The sequence below is a fragment of the Citrobacter sp. S-77 genome (assembly GCF_963864895.1).
Classification (GTDB): Bacteria; Pseudomonadota; Gammaproteobacteria; order Enterobacterales; family Enterobacteriaceae; genus Citrobacter; species Citrobacter murliniae.
This window is the reverse complement of sequence record NZ_CAWLWU010000002.1, coordinates 4539409-4556044: the sequence shown is the minus strand read 5'-3', so window position 1 is coordinate 4556044 and position 16636 is coordinate 4539409. Positions and strand designations below refer to the sequence as shown.

Below are 16636 nucleotides of genomic sequence, written 5' to 3'. Positions count from 1 at the left end.
TCAGGGCCAACGTTTGATGATAATGGAAGTGTTGATGCCGCCAAACGCAAAGTTATTGCTCTGCAGGAACTCACAATCAATCTTGCGGGCTTCACCCATAATGTAATCTAGCGCGCCGCAATTGGCATCTGGCTGGCTCAAATTTAGCGTAGGCGCAAACCAACCTTCACGCATCATTTGCAGACTCATCCAGGCTTCCAGTGCGCCACAGGCGCCAAGGGTATGCCCAAAATAACTTTTAAGCGAGGAGAGTGGTACATTATCACCATAAACTGCGGCGGTTGCCTGGCTTTCTGCAATATCACCACGATCGGTTGCGGTACCATGTGCAGAAATATAACCGATATCTCGGGCACCAATACCGGCCATCTTCAGCGATTTTTCCATGCAAATCTGCATCGTTTCGCGTTGTGGTTGGGTAATATGCGCAGCATCGCAGTTGGTAGCAAAACCGACGATTTCGCCGTAAATAGTGGCCCCGCGCGCTTTAGCGTGTTCCAGTTCTTCCAGCACCAGCGTGCCCGCGCCCTCACCAATCACCAGACCATCGCGTTTTTCATCAAACGGGGAGGGGGTGGTTTTCGGTGCATCGTTGCGCTGGCTGGTGGCGAATAGCGTATCAAACACCGCAGCTTCAGAAGGACACAGTTCTTCTGCGCCACCTGCGACCATCACCGTTTGATAACCGTGTCGAATAGCTTCCCATGCGTAACCAATCGCCTGGCTACCAGAGGTGCAGGCGCTGGAGGTTGGGATTACCCGCCCGCGCAGGCCGAAAAACAGACCGGTGTTAACGGCAGTGGTGTGCGGCATCATCTGCACGTAAGTTGTGCCGGTGATGTTATTGGTGTGCTTCTCGGTCAGCATGGTGGCGAACTCGCTCACCGGGCCGGTACTTCCGGTGGAGGAACCGTACGCGATTCCAGTTTCACCGTTGGTCAGTATCTGATCGCCAATCAGCCCTGCTTGTTCAAGTGCCAGTTCGGATGCGCGCGTGGACATCAGCGACACGCGTCCCATGGCGCGAATACGCTTGCGGGTATAGTGTTCCGGCAGGGTGAAATCGTCGATCGGCGCGCCAAGCAGCGTGTGCAGTCCGTCATAAACCTGCCACTCCGGCATTTTGCGTACCGCATTCTCATACGCCAGTAACCTGGCGGAGACATCCTGCCATTTTTCCCCAAAGGCGGTGACGCCGCCCATGCCTGTAATCACGACACGACGTGTCATAACATCCCTCCATTGATGGAAATCACCTGACGAGTCACATAACCCGCCACATCCGACATTAAATAGCTGGCAAGTCCGGCCACTTCTTCGGCCTGACCTATCCGTTTCATTGGGATCATCGACATGGCCTCTTTCAGCGCGGCTTCCTCCATCTCGATCATTCCGGTATCAATGAGTCCCGGTGCGATGCAATTTACGGTGATTTTGCGTTTTGCCAGCTCAATGGCCAGCGCTTTGGTTGCACCGATAATCCCTGCTTTTGCTGCACTGTAATTGACCTGGCCGCGATTGCCCATTATGCCGGAAACCGAGGACAGCGTGATGATACGTCCGCCCTGGCGTGCGCTAATCATCGGCATAATGCATGGATGAATGACGTTATAGAAACTGTCGAGGTTGGTGTGGATCACCGCATCCCAGTCATTATCGTTGAGCGCAGGGAAAGCGGCATCGCGGGTGACCCCGGCGTTGCTGATGATGCCGTACCATGCGCCATGTGCGTCAATATCCTGCTCCAGTACTTCACGGCACTGTTCGCGATTAGCAACATCAAACGTCAGCAGACGCCCTGCGCCACCAGCGGTGAGGATAGAATCTAGCGTTTCTTGCGCACCTTGCGCATCACGATGATAGTGAACGCCGACCACAAAACCGTCCGCCGCCAACTGTAGGGCGATGGCGCGACCGATACCTTTGCTGGCACCCGTAACTAAAACTGAACGACTCATGTGGACGCTCCTTGTTGAAATAGCGTGTTAATTTCTTCAGATGTCGGCTGGAAGGTGTTGACGCGACCGGTTGCCAGCGTCTCTTCGCCCGCCTGAATGGCGCATTCGAAGCTGCCGAAACGTGCGTCCTGCATCAGCAATTTGACATTGATACTTAGCATCCTGCCTGCAGGCAGAACCCCCGCAGCACAGACTAACTCGCGCGCGCCAAGCACCATGCCTAAAGCAATACTCTCCTGACCTTGTTGCTGACGGTGCCAGCCAGACCAGACGCCGATGGTCTGCGCCATTAATTCCAGGGCGAACCAGCCGGGCAGGTTGCCGTCTGGATCGAGAAAGGGGGCCAGCACGCTGTTTGCTGATATTGTCACGTGGCAGATGGCGGTCTCGTCCGTCACGCTTGCGACCTCTTCGAGTAGCAGCATCGGCGCATCGTGCGGTAAATAGTCGCCAGGCGATAAATAGTGGCTCATGAGATTCTCCCGAGCAGGATACTGGCATTGTTCCCGCCGAAGGCAAACGAATTAGACAAGATTACCGGGCGAGCCAGCGGCTGCGGCTGCTCAATGATGCCGCAGGGCGGCAGCGTTTCATCGCGTGGCGACTGGCTAAAATCCTGCGGCGGCAGCGGCAGGTCGCGTTGTAAAATCAACATACTGATGGCTGCTTCGGTAATCCCGGCCGCGCCTAGAGTGTGCCCGGTCAGGTGTTTAGTCGAACTGCACGGGACATTTTCGCCAAAAATCGCGTTCACGACTTTGGACTCAATCTGATCGTTTAACGGTGTAGCGGTACCGTGCAGATTGATATAGCCCACCTGATCCGGCGTAATCCCCGCGTCGTTAAGCGCCTGGCCTATGGCGCGAATAGCACCTTCCCCCTGTGGATGGGGAGCTGAAATATGGTAAGCGTCGCTGGATTCACCGACGCCCAGTAGCGCAATGGGCTGTGGTTCACGGGTCAATAGCATCAACGCGGCACCTTCGCCGATGGTGATCCCGCTACGGTCGCGGCCAAACGGCTGACACCGCGTCAGGGAGAGAGATTCCAGACTGTGGAAGCCGTTGATTGGCATCCGACTGAGCGTATCAGCACCGCCAACAATCGCGATGTCCGCCAGACCGGATTCAATCAGGCGACGTCCGCTCATAATAGCGCGCGCGCTGGATGAACAGGCAGTTGAGAGGGTAAAGGCCGGACCATCCAGCGCCAGCCAGTGGCTGAGAAAGCGCGAGGGATCGCCCAACTCCTGCTGCGGATAGTGCCATTCGGTGCTCTCTTTGCCGTTGAGCGTGAGATCAACGTGAACGTCACCTTCATCCAGTCCGGAGGTACTGGTGCCGAGCACGATAGCAATCCGATCGCGGCCATACCGGGCGATGGCGTCATCCACCTGTGGCTGGATTTGCGCCAGTGCCGCCAGCAGCAACTGATTATTGCGTGAACGATGGGCGCGAAAATTGTCGGGAATGGTCGGAAGTTCACCGTCAATGCCTGCTAATACGGCGCACGGATGCCCTTGCAGCCAGTCTGTGCGGGCGCGCATTCCGGGTGCTATGCCACGTGTGAGGTTAGCTGCGATTTCATCGGCGTCGTTGCCCAATGCGTTAATCATGCCAACGGCAGAAATGTAGATCATCTCAGTCACCCAGATATTGAATGGTGATGTGGTATTTAAAAACGTGCTGCTCGATACTGATCGGCTCGCGTTTTCCTTTCCGATTCAGATACGTGATTTCCGTAACCAGTTTGCCGTTGGCGTTGCGCAGTTCGCGTGTGTCACCCATATCAATGAGCGTCCAGCCTTTCGGCAATTGTGGCTGCCAGGCGCTAATTGGCCAATGGCTGAGCATCACGTCAGCCAGCACCTGGCTGGCGGGCGGCAGTTGCGGCACGATGATTGATTGTTCGGTATGTAAGCCTTTTTCATCGTAAGTCACAAGAAACAGACGAATGCCGACCGACGACAGCCCGGCAAGTGTTATTTTCCTGTCGTCGGCGTTAAGCATTACCAACAGTGACTGGGTTTTGCCGTTAAAACTGCCGGTCAGCAACTGTTGTGAATTAACCTGGGGGGTAATCCCCGGGGCAGGCAGCGTCACGCGTGTGCCCGGCTCCAGCCACGCTTGCGGACGGCCTTCCTGTTCCGGCTGTGAGTGGCTGCATCCGGTGAGAATTAACGTAGCGACCAGTGCGGCGGCGCGCCAGAATGTCTGTTTGATCATTTTCTTTTTTTCTCTTTTTTACCAGGCATCGCCAGTGGTGAAAGCAGGAATGCGGTGAAAATACCGCTCACCAGTACAATGCCAAAACTGCTGATGGCTTGAGTGGCGCTGAATACCAGCATGCCGAGCGTCAGGAGCGTGGTCATCATCGCCAGAGTGATAGCCAGCAGCGATGTCAGCGGTGTGCTGCGTGGATTACTGAAAAACAGCGTGTAGTTAATGCCGATTCCCAATACCAGCACCAGGGCCAGCAGTGAGAACAGGTTGAGCGCATGACCACTCAGGGCCAGTACCGCCAGACCACAACCTAAAGACAGCACTGAGGGTACCAGGCTGATAAAACCCTTACGCCAGCCAAGTCGGATGACAGCCCCGCAAGCGATTACCGCCAGCGCAATGCATAGCAGGCCGGTCAGGATATGGCGATACAGGGCGAAAAGCGTGTCGAAGCTGCTCTTACGGTCCACCCACGCGACGCCGGGATATTTCGCGCTGAGTGTGTTTAATGCCGTACTTTGTTTAACGCCTTCAACGGGAACCAGTACGCTGCTCTCGCCATCAGCCAGTGTCAGCCACAGTAACCGCCAGCCTTCGCTGGCTGAACTGGCAAGCCAGGCTTCGACTGTTACCGGCATGGCGGTAAGGTCGGGATTTACCGTTGCCAGTCCGGCGTGATTCAGGGCCTTCGTTACGGCGGGCGCAGCGTCTTTAAGCAGAGTGAGATCCTGTTGCTGTCGGGCGAGCGAATTTAGCGGAATAGTGCGATATCCGCCGAGTAATCCCTCTTTTTTCGCCTGTTCCAGCGCCGGAATAAAGGTTTCCAGCCGCTCCAGCGTTTGTTGTGCAGATTTGCCGTACACCACAAACCACTTCTGATCGACGCTTTGCCCGGTCAGGGCAGTAATCGCTTTTTCCTGAGCCAGAATATCCTGCGGCAGCGCCTGTAGCTGGGAGATATCATCGTCCACGCGCAGCGTCGCCATGCCTGCCAGCGAGAACAGCGCCAGCGCTACCGGCAGGCCAACGGCAAGTTTTTTATTGCGTCGCCAGGCGGCAAGCCAACGTAACATCAGCACCATCGCCGGAACCGGACGCACCGGCAGACTGCGGCACAGCCATGGGTGCCAGAAAATCACCGTCAGGCAGGAGGCGCTCAGACCCACCGCCGCGAATACCGCCATTTGACGGATTCCGGGGAAGGGGGCCAGCATCATGATCAGGTATGCTGCGACGGTGGTGAGTAAGGCCAGCAGCAGTGCGTTACGCACTTTGGCGAGACTTTGCCATGGCGATGTTTCCGCACCGTGTACCATCCGCTCGGTCAGATAGTAGAGCGTATAGTCAGCGGAAATGCCGATGATGCTCATGCTCATGACCAGCGTCATCAGGTGGAGTTCACCGAAAATCAGCAGCGTGACGACAGTACCCGCCAGCGCGCCAACGCCAATCGAAATCAGGCATAGCAGCAGCGGGCGCAGCGAGCGAAACACCGCCACAATCAGCAGTATCACCCCGATCACGGTAGCTATACCGAGGGTAGAGATGTCTTGTTTCGCCTGCTGGCTGGCGTAATCGCTATAGAACAGCGTCCCGCGCGACAACAGTTGTGCCTGGGGATATTGTGCTTTGAGTTCATTTTCCAGCGTAGTAAGCGTGGTGACCAGGTGGTGTGTCTGTTGCATATCAAACGATGAACCGGTCAGTTCGCCGTGCAGCAGATACCAGTAGTTGCCTTGTTCATCCTGAGTGACCAGCCATCCATCCATCAGGCGCAAGCGCTGGCCGTTTTTGGCCATCGCCAGCTGCGAGCCGCGCATCAGCATCAGTGGATCGTTTTGCAGCTCTTTACCACTGACGCCGGAAAAGGCTGAGTAAAGTTGGGAGAGGATCCACTGGGCCTGCGCTTCACCGCCGTTTTGCAGTCGGGCGCGGGTGTCGTTATCTATCAGGCCGTTGCGATTTTGCCAGAAGAATGCCCCCCATGCCTGCTGGCTGTCGGCATCCATCGGGCCTTTCACCTGTGCCAGCGCGTGTGATTTTTGCAGCAACGTCAGCCAGCCGCGGGCCACCGCCGGGTCTGGCCGTTTACCGGGACTCACCAGCCAGACCAGTTGCCGGTCGAGGCGCTGCATGAAACCTTCGTTCAGGCTCGGTGGTATGGTCCCCAACGTCTGTTTTGGCAACATTGCCAGCACGCTGCTGTTGAGACGCGCCTGAGGTAGCAGCGTCAGCAAAACGCCCAGCAGTATCAGGCAGGCGATTCCCCATAACAGCGCGGGACGTTTACTGGGTTGCAAAGCGTTGGCGTTCGTCATCGGTCAGTTGCGCTGGCGTCAGTTGGTGTTGAGAAAGCGCGATATCGGTGCGATCGCCCTGTTTATCGTTGAGCTGAATACTCTCCAGATAGGTTTTTCCGGCTAAATCAATAGTCGCAAAAATCTTATCCAGCGGTGTGGTAATAGGCGTCAGGCGTAGCGTCCAGCGGCCTTCACCTAAATCTGCAAACTCTACACGGAAGTTCTGCTCCAGCACTTTACGATCCGCCTGGAATAACGCACGCAGCAGATGATTGAACTGGAACATTTGCGGGTTGTTATCGGCGGTGATGGTTTGTGGTGGCTGACCGTTAATCACCTGAACCATCCGTTTGTCATCCAGCAGCAACTGCATCGGGAACGGAGCGGTTTGATCCCACAGTAAGCCCTGGTCGCGTGCGATCAGCATCCGGCCCTGAGATCGCAACGGCTGCGGCAGATCCTTTATCGTCCGGGTTTGATCGAAGTGGGCACGGACTACCGGCTGTTCGGTAAAACGCTGTTGCAGGGAGTCAAGCGTCAGGGCGCTGACGAATGGGCTGATGAGTAGCGCCAGCAGTGGCCATAATTTCATGGTGTGACCCCCATGCGTTCAAACAGAATATCCGGGCTGACGAAGCATAGCTCACGACTTTTTTCGTCCACCGCGACCTGAATGGTGTAGCCCGTGGTGGCGCGTTTCCCTGTTTCAGCATCGAAAATTTCGTAGCCGATACGCAGACGATTTTCGAATTCCTTAATCTGAGCACGTACACGGATACGCTGTTCGAAGGTCAGGGCGTTACGGTATTTCACCCGTGTATCGACCACCGGCCACAGATAGCCAGATTCTTTCATCTGCCGATAGCCGTAATCGAATTGGTTCAGCAGTGCCTCACGGGCAATCTCGAAATAGCGGAAGTAGTTGCCATGCCACGCGACGCCCATCATATCGACGTCATGGAACGGAATAGTCAGCTCGACTTCAGCCGTAAATCGGGGATCGTTAAGCACCCTTTACTCCTTGTCTTTGGTATCCGGCAGTTGCCAGAAATCGAAAAAGTTAAACCAGTCAAGCGGCGACTGAAGCGCATAGTGCTCCAGGCGTTCGGCGTAGCGATCGATAGCAATCTGTAACGCGTGTTGCCGGCTGGCGCGCGGTAAGAGCAACGGGTCGGCAAACGGCTCGCAGTGAATGCGTAGTTTATTCTGCTGGCGTAGGGCAAAAATCAGATCGACCGGGCAGCGTAAAATAGACGCAAGGATAAACGGCCCCTGCGGGAAGGGAGCAGCTTGTCCCATAAAGCGGCTCCAGCAGACGCGCCATTCGCCGCCACGTTGGGTATTTACCGCGATGCGATCGCCGACGATGGCGATCCATTCTCCGCGCTCCAGTTTCTCTTTGAGCAGAATGGCGGTATCCGGGCCGATATCGTTCACCGGAAGCAGGTTTAGTCCGGCCTGTGGGGCCATCTCTTCCATGATTTGTCTGAAGCGCTGGGCGTTCTCGCTGAATACCAGTGCATTGATGGTTTTGCTGCCCTGTAGTTGGGCCAGAGCCCTACAGGCTTCGACATCGCCCAGATGTGAAGCCAGCAGTAGTTTTCCCCGTGGATCGCTGACGTTTAACGCCTCTTCTGCGCCTGGCGCGAAAACCACATCGCGACCAAAGTGCAGTTCACCGCGCCAACTGGCAATTTTATCCAACATTGCGTCGCCAAAACGCAGGAAATGTTGATAGCTGGCCAGGTTTGACGGCACTGCCATCTGACGTGCGGTCAGTTGTGCCCGTACGCGGCTAATCCAGCTCTGAGATGCTTTACGAGCGGCCGAAGCCGTGAGCCAGTAAACGCCGACTACCGGATATAGCATCAGGGAAAATACCTTGCGTCCCAGAAAACGCCAGACCAGCACCATCAGACGCATTCCCCACAGCCCTTTGACCTCTTGCTGATGTGCCCAGTGTGTGGATGAGCGGCGAAGAAGCAGGGAAGGGATGCGCGGCAACATGCCAAAGAACAGGCGTGTATGCATCCGTGAAATGCGCAGGTTGTCTTTGAGCGCGTCGAAATGGGACAGTCCATCCAGTGGGTAGGTAACCCTGGTTGGAATAAAATAGCTGGTGTTGCCTTGCCAGTAGAGGCGTACCATCACTTCGGTGTCAAAATCCATTCGCTTGCCAAGCGTCACGTGCTGCGCCAGTTGAAGCGTTGGTGCCACCGGATACACCCGGAAACCGCACATGCTGTCTTTTAACTGCAGCGAGAGCGTTTCTATCCACACCCAGACGTGGGTTACCCAGCGTCCGTACAGGCGCGAGCGGGGAATTGAGCCATCGTAAATCGGTTGTCCGGAAATCAGCGCCGTCGGATGTTCTTTCGCCAGCGCAAGCAGTCTGGGAATATCTTCAATGTCATGCTGTCCGTCGGCATCCACTTGCACCGCATGGCTGAACCCTGCGTCTGCCGCGGCCTGCATTCCCCGGAGCACCGCAGCACCTTTACCCGCGTTTACAGGCAGGCGGATTAATGTCAGATTGCTATTTTCAGCTGCCAGTCGAGCCAGTTCATCCCGTGTGGCGTCATCACTGCCATCGTCGACCACAATGCAGGGGAGGTCAAACGGCTGTAGACGTGCCAGTACGCGCGACATCATCGCGCCATGGTTGTAGCAAGGGATCAGCACGCAAGGGGAAAAGGTTAGTGACATAACCGAATCTTCCCGCTGCTGGCGGTATGACGTGCTTCGCCGTCGTGACGCTGGTAGCTGAAAGAGAGCATCTGACGCTCTTCCTGCCAGCTCAGACTCAGGGTTACGGTTGTTCCCGGCAGGAGCGGTGACTGGAATTTCACGTTCTGAATACTGTGAAAACGCCAGCCGGGGATCAGCAGCGTGGTGGCGTAATGCATCACCCAATCCAGCTGTGCAACGCCAGGCAGCAGCGGCTGCACAGCAAAATGCCCGCTGAACCAGAACAAAGAAGGGTCGAGATGTAAAACGATCTCAGCCTGTTGAGGCTGTGCCTGGTGGCGCTCGATTTCATGGGGTTTCATGAAATAACTCCTGTAATTGCGCATAGACACGCTTGTTCATACTGTTGACCGGGATTTCGTCAATCACGCGCCAGTAGCGAGGAACGGCGACCGGCTCCAGCCACGGCAGCAGCGAGCGCCTCCAGCTCAGCTCTTGCGGTTTCCCCCCGCATTCATGCCAGCGTTGACGCGCCTCGTTATCCAGCACTAACAGGACGCCAACTCCCTGACGCCCTCCGCGTGAGACGGGCAATGCCGCGACTTCGCGGATACCGTCCAGAGCCAGTAAGCGTTGCTCCACCTCGCTGAGTGAAATACGCTTCTCTTCAATTTTGACCACGCGACCCCGTCTACCCATCAGACGGAACTGCCCGCTTTCTGTAAAATGCAGAATATCGTCCAGCAACAGGCCATCATCAGCGGCGATAAGTGGAGAAAACACGCGAAATGCCTCGTTTTCTGGCTGGAATCTGACCCCTGGGAAGGGCTGCCATGCCACATCATCCCGCTGGCGATAACGCCAGGCGAGGATACCGGTTTCGGTGCTGCCGTAGATCTCATCGGGCCATACGTTCAGCCAGTCAGCGGCTTGCGTGACATCCTGCCAGGGCAGCATGCCGCCTGCGGACAGAATCATCTCGACCGGCGGCGGGGTAAGCTGATGATCGAGGCGTTTCAGAAACGCCGGGCTGCTGATAAACACATAGCGATGTTCATGGCTTAGCGCCGCCAACTGCTCGGCGTACCACAGCATTGCAGCATGTAACGGTAAACCTAAGGCCATTGGCAAGAAGATACGAAACGTCAGACCATACAGATGCTGTGGCACCACTGACGCGACCACCCGACAACCTGCCAGGCGATCGGCAAAACGCGTCGCGAGCAGCGCGGCTTCGTTATCCAGACGATTGATTGGTTTGATGACCCGTTTTGGCTGGCCGGTGGAGCCGGAGGTGAAGAGTTCCACGAAGGCGTCGCTGGGTATTGCTGGGAAAGTAATATCGTAGGTAGCGGGTTTCATGGCAGAACTGACAACCAGCAGTGCACCTTGCCAGTCCAGTGCTTTATCGCTCAGTACGCCATCAAACAGCGCATGCTGCTCGTTTAATAATGAAACACGGCAATGACCAGGGATCACCGGTATTTTGCCTGCGTGGAGCGTTGCCAGCAGTGCGACGATAAATAAATAACTGTTCTCGAAGCACAATGCCCAGCGTTCACCTTCCTGCTGCTGCAGATGCGTTATCAACCGGGCCACATCATGGCGCAGATGACCAAGTGTCCAGGTGTGCTCTTCCTGCCACGCCACAGGCACTCCGTCCGGACGTGGGGCACTGAGCCATTGAGCAAGAGTGAGGGGCTGCTTCATTGGGTATCTCGTTTTATCATCTGTTGGCGAACTAACCACTCACCCGCCATGAGTGTTCCCATCAGCAGATAGGAGATCATACCGTTCCAGGTCGTCCACAGTGACATATCGCCATACAGTGCGGTAAAAAGCGCAACGCTGCCGTTAAGGATGAAAAAGGCGCACCAGATTTGCGTCACACGGCGAGTGTAGCGCACACCTGCTTCGGGAAGGTTTGGGTCACGCAGTCGCGCCAGCCGTTCGACAATTGGCATGGCTGACCAGAGTGAGCCGCCAAATACCGCCAGCATGACGCCATTTACCACCACCGGATAAAACAGCAACAGTTGGTGCGTTTTGAGCAGATAGCTGGCAATGCACAGTGTGATGCCAGCGACCGCCACTACCTGTGTCACGACGCGCAACGGCCCCGCCTGTCGCCGGGTCTGGCGAAAGCGTAAAAACAGGAGTAGCGCCATCAACGGCAGCAGCCAGTGCAGGCTGTTATGCGCCAGGCCAAACCAGATTAAAAATGGCCAGGCCAACAGCAGTAAACCTGTTAGCAGTTGTACGACTGGCAGCGAGCGAGTGCCCGACACGGTGAGTTACGCTTCTTTGAGAAGGCGTTCTACCGCATCGACGACATCTTGTACGGTGCGTACTGCTTTGAACTCTTCCGGCTTGATTTTCTTACCGGTTTTCTTTTGCAGATGCACGATCATGTCGACGGCATCAATGCTGTCGAGCTCCAGATCTTCGTACAGGCGTGCCTCAGGCTTGATATCCTGTGGGTCGACTTCGAATAGCTTAACCAGCAGCGAGGAGACTTCTTCGTAAATGGCTTTTTGTTCGGTCATAACGGACTATCCTCAGGCACGTTGCGCGTGAATGAAAGATGCCAGCGTGGCGACGGAGAAGAAGTGCTGGCGCATCTCTTCACTCTCAGCAGAGAGCACCACGCCATACTCGTTTTTCACCGCCAGACCCAGCTCCAGAGCATCGATTGAGTCCAGCCCTAAGCCATCACCAAAGAGTGCCGCTTCGGTTTCAATATCGTCAGCTGTCAGTTCGTCGAGATTCAGTGTCGTTATAATGAGATTTTTGATTTCAAGATAAAGCGCTTGCATCATTAATTCCTGAAAGAGGTAAATTACCTGGTTGTAATTGAAGCAAAAGATGCCGGTTTAACTGCCTTGCGGCCAGCGCCGGTTCTTGTGAATTTGCATCGTAAAATTGATCGATTTTAACTCGTTCGTGTACTGAAATAGTAAATACGGGTTTTACCGATGGGACGTCATACCATTTGCTTTCTTTATCCAGCATTTGTTCGCTGCAGTTAATGGTCACTATGCGTAAATCGCTGCTGCAGCGCACAGCGATATTTGCTGCACCGCGCTGTAGCGTCATTTCCTCTCCGGGGCGTGTGCGAGTACCCTCGGGGAAAATTAAAATTGTATCGCCTTGTTCCAACCGTTGCTGGCAGGCGGGCAATAGCGCATCGGCCTGACTATTAATCAGGTAATCTGCCGCCCGGACTACGCCGCCGAGGAACGGATTCTTCAGGAGCGCGCTTTTCACCAGGCAGTCCGTTTCCGGCATAACCGAGGCCAGTAGCACATAGTCGATTAGCGTCGGATGATTGGCGACCACCAGACACCCTCGCTCTTTGCGCAAGATGTCTCGTCCTTCAATGCGGTAATCCAGTACGCCAAGTCGTTTCGCCACGGTTAAAAAGAGACGAAAACTGGCGGCAATGCTGCGTCTGGCGATGCGCCGACGTCTGGTATTATTCCATATCGCAACTAACAATAAGTTAAACCAGATAGTAGAAAGCAGTAGTCCCCCGAGACCAAACAAGGCAAAGCAAAATCCGGTCATTACCAGCCGCCATCCCCAATTAAGGCGCAGAAGTATCCTGTTCATCTCTGACTCCACTGCCACTGCACGCGTTCACCCGGCAGGGTAAACGTATCGATATCCTGTAGGTAGTGCTGTAAAAACAACAAGCTTTGCGGCAACGTGGTCTCACTATGGGCGCTATGCGGACGGGTTTTGCATTGCCAGGTATCACCTGATTCAATTACCAGCGCGACGGCAAATGGCCATGTCGGCATTTCAGGAGGCAGTTGTGGGTGATAAAACTCAGGCAGAAAACCGTCAAAATCGACCATTAACACGCGCTGATATCCCGCCTGCAACAGGCTCATGACTTCGCATAATCCTTGCTGGAATGTATCCCTGCCTGCAGAGAGCGAGGAGGAGACGATCGGTTTTTTCGCAGCGATAGTCAGGTTACCCACGGCGGAGTTATGCACAGAAAGGGCAAAATCGGTCGGTGAGAGTGCCTGCTCTGTCGCCAGGGCGTGCAGGATCCGGTAGTTACGCTCCAGTTCACCGTGGCGGCTGGTATAGAGGATGGCATCGATCTCATGGCGGCGTAGCATCGCCAGCCCGCAATCGACGGCCAGCTTGCTGCCGGAACTGAGGCGGCGAGCCGTCATCATCGGTAACTCACTGAGTTTAGCCAGTGGTGCGGCTGGATCGATAGCGTGCGAAAGCCGTGACCATTCATGCCACTGTGTCCTTTCGCTTAACCCTGGCGCCTTGGCCTGCCAGTCGATAATGTTTAATGCAAATTTCATCAACGCGCGTCCGCGATAAATCGGTAGTTCCGATTGTTTATTATTTTTTCTTCTGACATATCAATAAAGTATGTCCAACACCTAAGTTGTCGTGGCGTTCATCTACCTGAAATCCTGCCTGATTCAGATAGTGATAAAACTTCTCTACGCTGTAGAAACGGCTGTTGCCATTCGCCATACAGGTAAAATAAAGCGAAGACGCATTCAGGCTAAATGAGGCCGCTTCAAATTTTTGGGCATCCCAAAACAGTTCCATAATGCACAACTTTGCGCCGGGTTTCATCACGCGGGCAATATTGCTAAGCATGGTGATAATTTGTTCCGGAGAAAAACAATCCAGGAATTGGCTCATCCACCAGATATCCGCCTCGGCGGGTAAAGGCGAATCGCTAAGCATATCCACAGGATGGAAATTTATGCGATGAGATAATCCTGCATTTTCGATATTTTCACGTGCAAGTGCAATTTGTTGCGGTAAATCTAATAGGGTTACTGCAATATTGTCATCATGTTGACAACAACGTAATGCCCATTTCCCGGTATTTCCGCCAATATCGTACAGGGTTGCAGGGGCGCTGGCGAATACATATGGCAGTGCGGCGTCAAATGCCCCATCTGAATAGTAATGATCGAAAGCAAACCAACTTTCACGCGCAGCCGGCGGTAATTGCGACAGAGCGGGATAGATTGTTGGCCAGTCACCAAAGATTTTTAATCCCGCGGGTTTTCCTTCTTTCAGCGCATTCTCCAGATAGAACAAACCCTGATAACAAACATCCTGGGTGAAATCCATATTCACACGCGTCATCGTGTCATGTAAAAGAAAATGACCGACTTTAGCGAGGTAATAATGCCCCTCTTTATAGGTAATGATTCGCCCGCTTAACCCCATATCCAGCAGTATGCTGGCAGCATATTCGTTGATGGTACTGTTTTCAGTAATTTCATCGAGTGTCGCGCCGCGTTTACCTTGCTTGTCCAGCCAGGCGAGTACTCCCGCATTTCGCAGGCACAACGCGGTTTGAAAAAGCATAGGGGCAAATGCGATTCGTTGTGCTTCAGTAATGGCATCCAGTGCGCTAAGCGAATCCTGTTCGTACATGTGGGAACAACCTGTTAAATGGCAGATAGTTAGAGTATCGGGCCTTATCGGCCCGACTTTAGGCATAATTACAGATTGGCACCGGTTGACAAATTGATCTGGATGTCTTTATCCAGATTGCGCACCCAGCGGTTATAGTTTTTGTGAATTTTCCCGCCTGAAGCCTGCAGATTGAGGCTGCTGTCATATTTGATGTCGTAGCTGGTGGCGGTATAGGTAATACGGACTTCAGCCACATGATCGCGGGTTTGCTGACGTGCTTTGATGACGCCAGGGCTAACTTCAGACATGATCCACTGGCGTTGAACGCCTGCTTTCAGAATTGCGGTTTTAACCTGATCCTGAGTGTGCCCTGCGCTAACGCTGGAGTGTACTTGATCAATCGGCGCGGTACGCGCACAACCTGCCAGCGCACCGACAACAGCAATTGCCGCAAACCATTTAATATACTGTTTCATTAAAACTCCCTATCAAAGTACTGTTTATACGTGTTAAATAATAAGCTGCGAAATAATGATCACCCGCATCACCTTGTGATTTTATTTAAGCTAAATTTGTGGTCTATTTCACAAGACTGATAGCAAGGTGATGGAATTACCTGAGTATAATATTCTATGTTTTTCTGCAACGGAAAGTCTACGTCGCTATTGTCGGTGGTAAGTATAGGTTGTCAAGCAAACGATATCAATGGAAATAACCTTTAAATATAGAGGGTTGGTTTGGGTTAAATGATTTTTGAAATTTATTGTTTTATATATTCAATTCATGAATTTAATGTGTTTCCTTAAATAAGATAATGAACTTATTTTCATTATCTTATTTATGGCAAATCGGCATATATATCTACGCTTATACCAGTTTAATGGTCGTGTAAGAACTACCCCGGTTGGTAGTTTTTTCAGGGAAGCCGGCTTTTGGGTCTGCCTGGTCCAAGTAAAATAGCCAGTTTGCTGCCGCCTGTGGTGGTTTCCATCCAAATTTTGCACACGCTGGTTAATGGTACGGAGAGCAGCATTCCTACCGGGCCGAGTAGCCATCCCCATACCAGCAAGGAGAGAAATACGATCAGCGTCGACAATCCTAAACGATGTCCCATCATGCGTGGCTCAAGGATGTTACCAATCACCATATGTACTGCCAGAAAAAGTGCGCCAACGAGCACGCATTCGTAGATGCCATTGAACAACAGTGCCTGGATCATCGGTGGTACGGCGGAAATGACGGAACCAATATTGGGTACGTAATTTAACAGGAATGCCAGTACGCCCCACATCAGAGCAAACTGAATACCCATTAGCGCCAGCCCCAGCCAGATGATAGCTCCTGTCCATAGGCTGAGTAGCGTTTTTAGCGCCAGATAGTGAGAGACGCCCTTTAATGCCCGATGAAGACCAGCAATATGGATTTGCGGATTATTCAGCGCAAAACGCATTTTGTAGGGGACATGGCGTACTTCAAACAGCATAAATACCACCGTCATTACCAGCAGGACGACGCTTGCCATCGCACCGGAAACTCCGGTCATCAGCGTGGTTGTAAAGGTCATCAGCTTGTCAGAATCAATGCGTTGTAGCATGCGCTCTGGCGACATATGCAGATTAAGAAAGGGCATCATATCCTGCAGATACAGTACCTTGCGTGTTAGCTCCTTGTTGTACTTTGGCAGCATGCCGATAAACTCATTGACTGAGGAAGCAAGAACACCCACCAGCGCGGTGAGAACGATCAACATCACCATCACTACCAGCGTAATGGCGATCGGTCGACGTACTCCCCGGCGAATAAACCAGGTGACCAGTGGATTCAATACAATGGCAAAAAAGAGGGCCAGCAGTAGTTGCACAATAATATCTGCGGCGGCATGTATGCCTGCGAGGATAACAACCAGAGCGGCAAGTTTGAGCAGAATGTGCAAACCCGTTTTATCGGGCGGAGAGGTTGTCATGTATTCTTCCTTTTTACGTTTTGCATTAAGTGTAGCGGCTGGCTTGCGACAGATATTCCTAATCTGGCTGCTGATTTCTCTTCTGCAACA

Annotated in this window: 19 protein-coding genes; all 19 read right to left on the bottom strand. The window is 53.6% G+C overall.

Annotation, left to right across the window (positions count from 1 at the left end; genetic code table 11):
* A complete protein-coding gene (locus tag AACS05_RS22345; RefSeq protein WP_045448590.1) occupies positions 1-1230 on the bottom strand; it encodes a beta-ketoacyl-ACP synthase in 1230 nt (409 codons plus the stop codon).
* Positions 1227-1958 (bottom strand): 3-ketoacyl-ACP reductase FabG2, encoded by a 732-nt coding sequence (locus AACS05_RS22340; RefSeq protein ID WP_045448588.1) that lies wholly within the window; start codon positions 1956-1958, stop codon positions 1227-1229. The genes AACS05_RS22345 and AACS05_RS22340 overlap by 4 nt, the downstream gene beginning before the upstream one ends.
* The gene (locus AACS05_RS22335) at positions 1955-2431 is read right to left on the bottom strand and encodes an ApeP family dehydratase (RefSeq protein WP_045448585.1); all 477 of its coding nucleotides are present in this window, start codon (positions 2429-2431) and stop codon (positions 1955-1957) included. Before AACS05_RS22335 ends, AACS05_RS22340 begins: the two co-directional genes overlap by 4 nt.
* Positions 2428-3597 (bottom strand): beta-ketoacyl-[acyl-carrier-protein] synthase family protein, encoded by a 1170-nt coding sequence (locus AACS05_RS22330; RefSeq protein WP_045448582.1) that lies wholly within the window; start codon positions 3595-3597, stop codon positions 2428-2430. The genes AACS05_RS22335 and AACS05_RS22330 overlap by 4 nt, the downstream gene beginning before the upstream one ends.
* 1 nt (position 3598) lies before the next feature.
* The gene (locus tag AACS05_RS22325) at positions 3599-4183 is read right to left on the bottom strand and encodes a DUF3261 domain-containing protein (RefSeq protein WP_045448578.1); all 585 of its coding nucleotides are present in this window, start codon (positions 4181-4183) and stop codon (positions 3599-3601) included.
* The gene (locus tag AACS05_RS22320) at positions 4180-6498 is read right to left on the bottom strand and encodes an MMPL family transporter (RefSeq protein ID WP_045448575.1); all 2319 of its coding nucleotides are present in this window, start codon (positions 6496-6498) and stop codon (positions 4180-4182) included. The genes AACS05_RS22325 and AACS05_RS22320 overlap by 4 nt, the downstream gene beginning before the upstream one ends.
* The gene (locus AACS05_RS22315) at positions 6467-7072 is read right to left on the bottom strand and encodes a LolA family protein (RefSeq protein ID WP_045448572.1); all 606 of its coding nucleotides are present in this window, start codon (positions 7070-7072) and stop codon (positions 6467-6469) included. The genes AACS05_RS22320 and AACS05_RS22315 overlap by 32 nt, the downstream gene beginning before the upstream one ends.
* Positions 7069-7491 (bottom strand): acyl-CoA thioesterase, encoded by a 423-nt coding sequence (locus AACS05_RS22310; protein ID WP_045448568.1) that lies wholly within the window; start codon positions 7489-7491, stop codon positions 7069-7071. The genes AACS05_RS22315 and AACS05_RS22310 overlap by 4 nt, the downstream gene beginning before the upstream one ends.
* 3 nt (positions 7492-7494) lie before the next feature.
* On the bottom strand, positions 7495-9186 hold the full coding sequence (locus AACS05_RS22305) for a glycosyltransferase family 2 protein (RefSeq protein ID WP_045448565.1): 1692 nt from the start codon (positions 9184-9186) through the stop codon (positions 7495-7497).
* Positions 9177-9530 carry an ApeI family dehydratase gene (locus tag AACS05_RS22300; RefSeq protein WP_045448564.1) on the bottom strand — a complete coding sequence of 118 codons (354 nt, stop codon included), beginning with the start codon at positions 9528-9530 and terminating at the stop codon, positions 9177-9179. Before AACS05_RS22300 ends, AACS05_RS22305 begins: the two co-directional genes overlap by 10 nt.
* Positions 9517-10878 carry an AMP-binding protein gene (locus tag AACS05_RS22295; RefSeq protein ID WP_045448562.1) on the bottom strand — a complete coding sequence of 454 codons (1362 nt, stop codon included), beginning with the start codon at positions 10876-10878 and terminating at the stop codon, positions 9517-9519. The genes AACS05_RS22300 and AACS05_RS22295 overlap by 14 nt, the downstream gene beginning before the upstream one ends.
* Positions 10875-11456, bottom strand: coding sequence for a hypothetical protein (locus tag AACS05_RS22290; protein ID WP_045448560.1), 582 nt, complete (start codon positions 11454-11456; stop codon positions 10875-10877). The genes AACS05_RS22295 and AACS05_RS22290 overlap by 4 nt, the downstream gene beginning before the upstream one ends.
* Positions 11457-11462: 6 nt before the next feature.
* Positions 11463-11714, bottom strand: a complete 252-nt coding sequence (locus AACS05_RS22285) for an acyl carrier protein (RefSeq protein ID WP_005121566.1) — start codon at positions 11712-11714, stop codon at positions 11463-11465.
* 12 nt (positions 11715-11726) lie between these two features.
* Positions 11727-11984, bottom strand: a complete 258-nt coding sequence (locus AACS05_RS22280; RefSeq protein WP_016154854.1) for a phosphopantetheine-binding protein — start codon at positions 11982-11984, stop codon at positions 11727-11729.
* On the bottom strand, positions 11965-12780 hold the full coding sequence (locus AACS05_RS22275) for a lysophospholipid acyltransferase family protein (RefSeq protein ID WP_045448556.1): 816 nt from the start codon (positions 12778-12780) through the stop codon (positions 11965-11967). The genes AACS05_RS22280 and AACS05_RS22275 overlap by 20 nt, the downstream gene beginning before the upstream one ends.
* Positions 12777-13499, bottom strand: coding sequence for a beta-ketoacyl synthase chain length factor (locus AACS05_RS22270; RefSeq protein ID WP_045448554.1), 723 nt, complete (start codon positions 13497-13499; stop codon positions 12777-12779). The genes AACS05_RS22275 and AACS05_RS22270 overlap by 4 nt, the downstream gene beginning before the upstream one ends.
* 40 nt (positions 13500-13539) lie before the next feature.
* On the bottom strand, positions 13540-14601 hold the full coding sequence (locus tag AACS05_RS22265) for a class I SAM-dependent methyltransferase (protein ID WP_045448552.1): 1062 nt from the start codon (positions 14599-14601) through the stop codon (positions 13540-13542).
* A gap of 68 nt (positions 14602-14669) precedes the next feature.
* Positions 14670-15047 carry a hypothetical protein gene (locus AACS05_RS22260; RefSeq protein WP_144243109.1) on the bottom strand — a complete coding sequence of 126 codons (378 nt, stop codon included), beginning with the start codon at positions 15045-15047 and terminating at the stop codon, positions 14670-14672.
* A gap of 452 nt (positions 15048-15499) precedes the next feature.
* A complete protein-coding gene (locus AACS05_RS22255; protein ID WP_045448548.1) occupies positions 15500-16546 on the bottom strand; it encodes an AI-2E family transporter in 1047 nt (348 codons plus the stop codon).
* Positions 16547-16636: the final 90 nt, after the last annotated feature.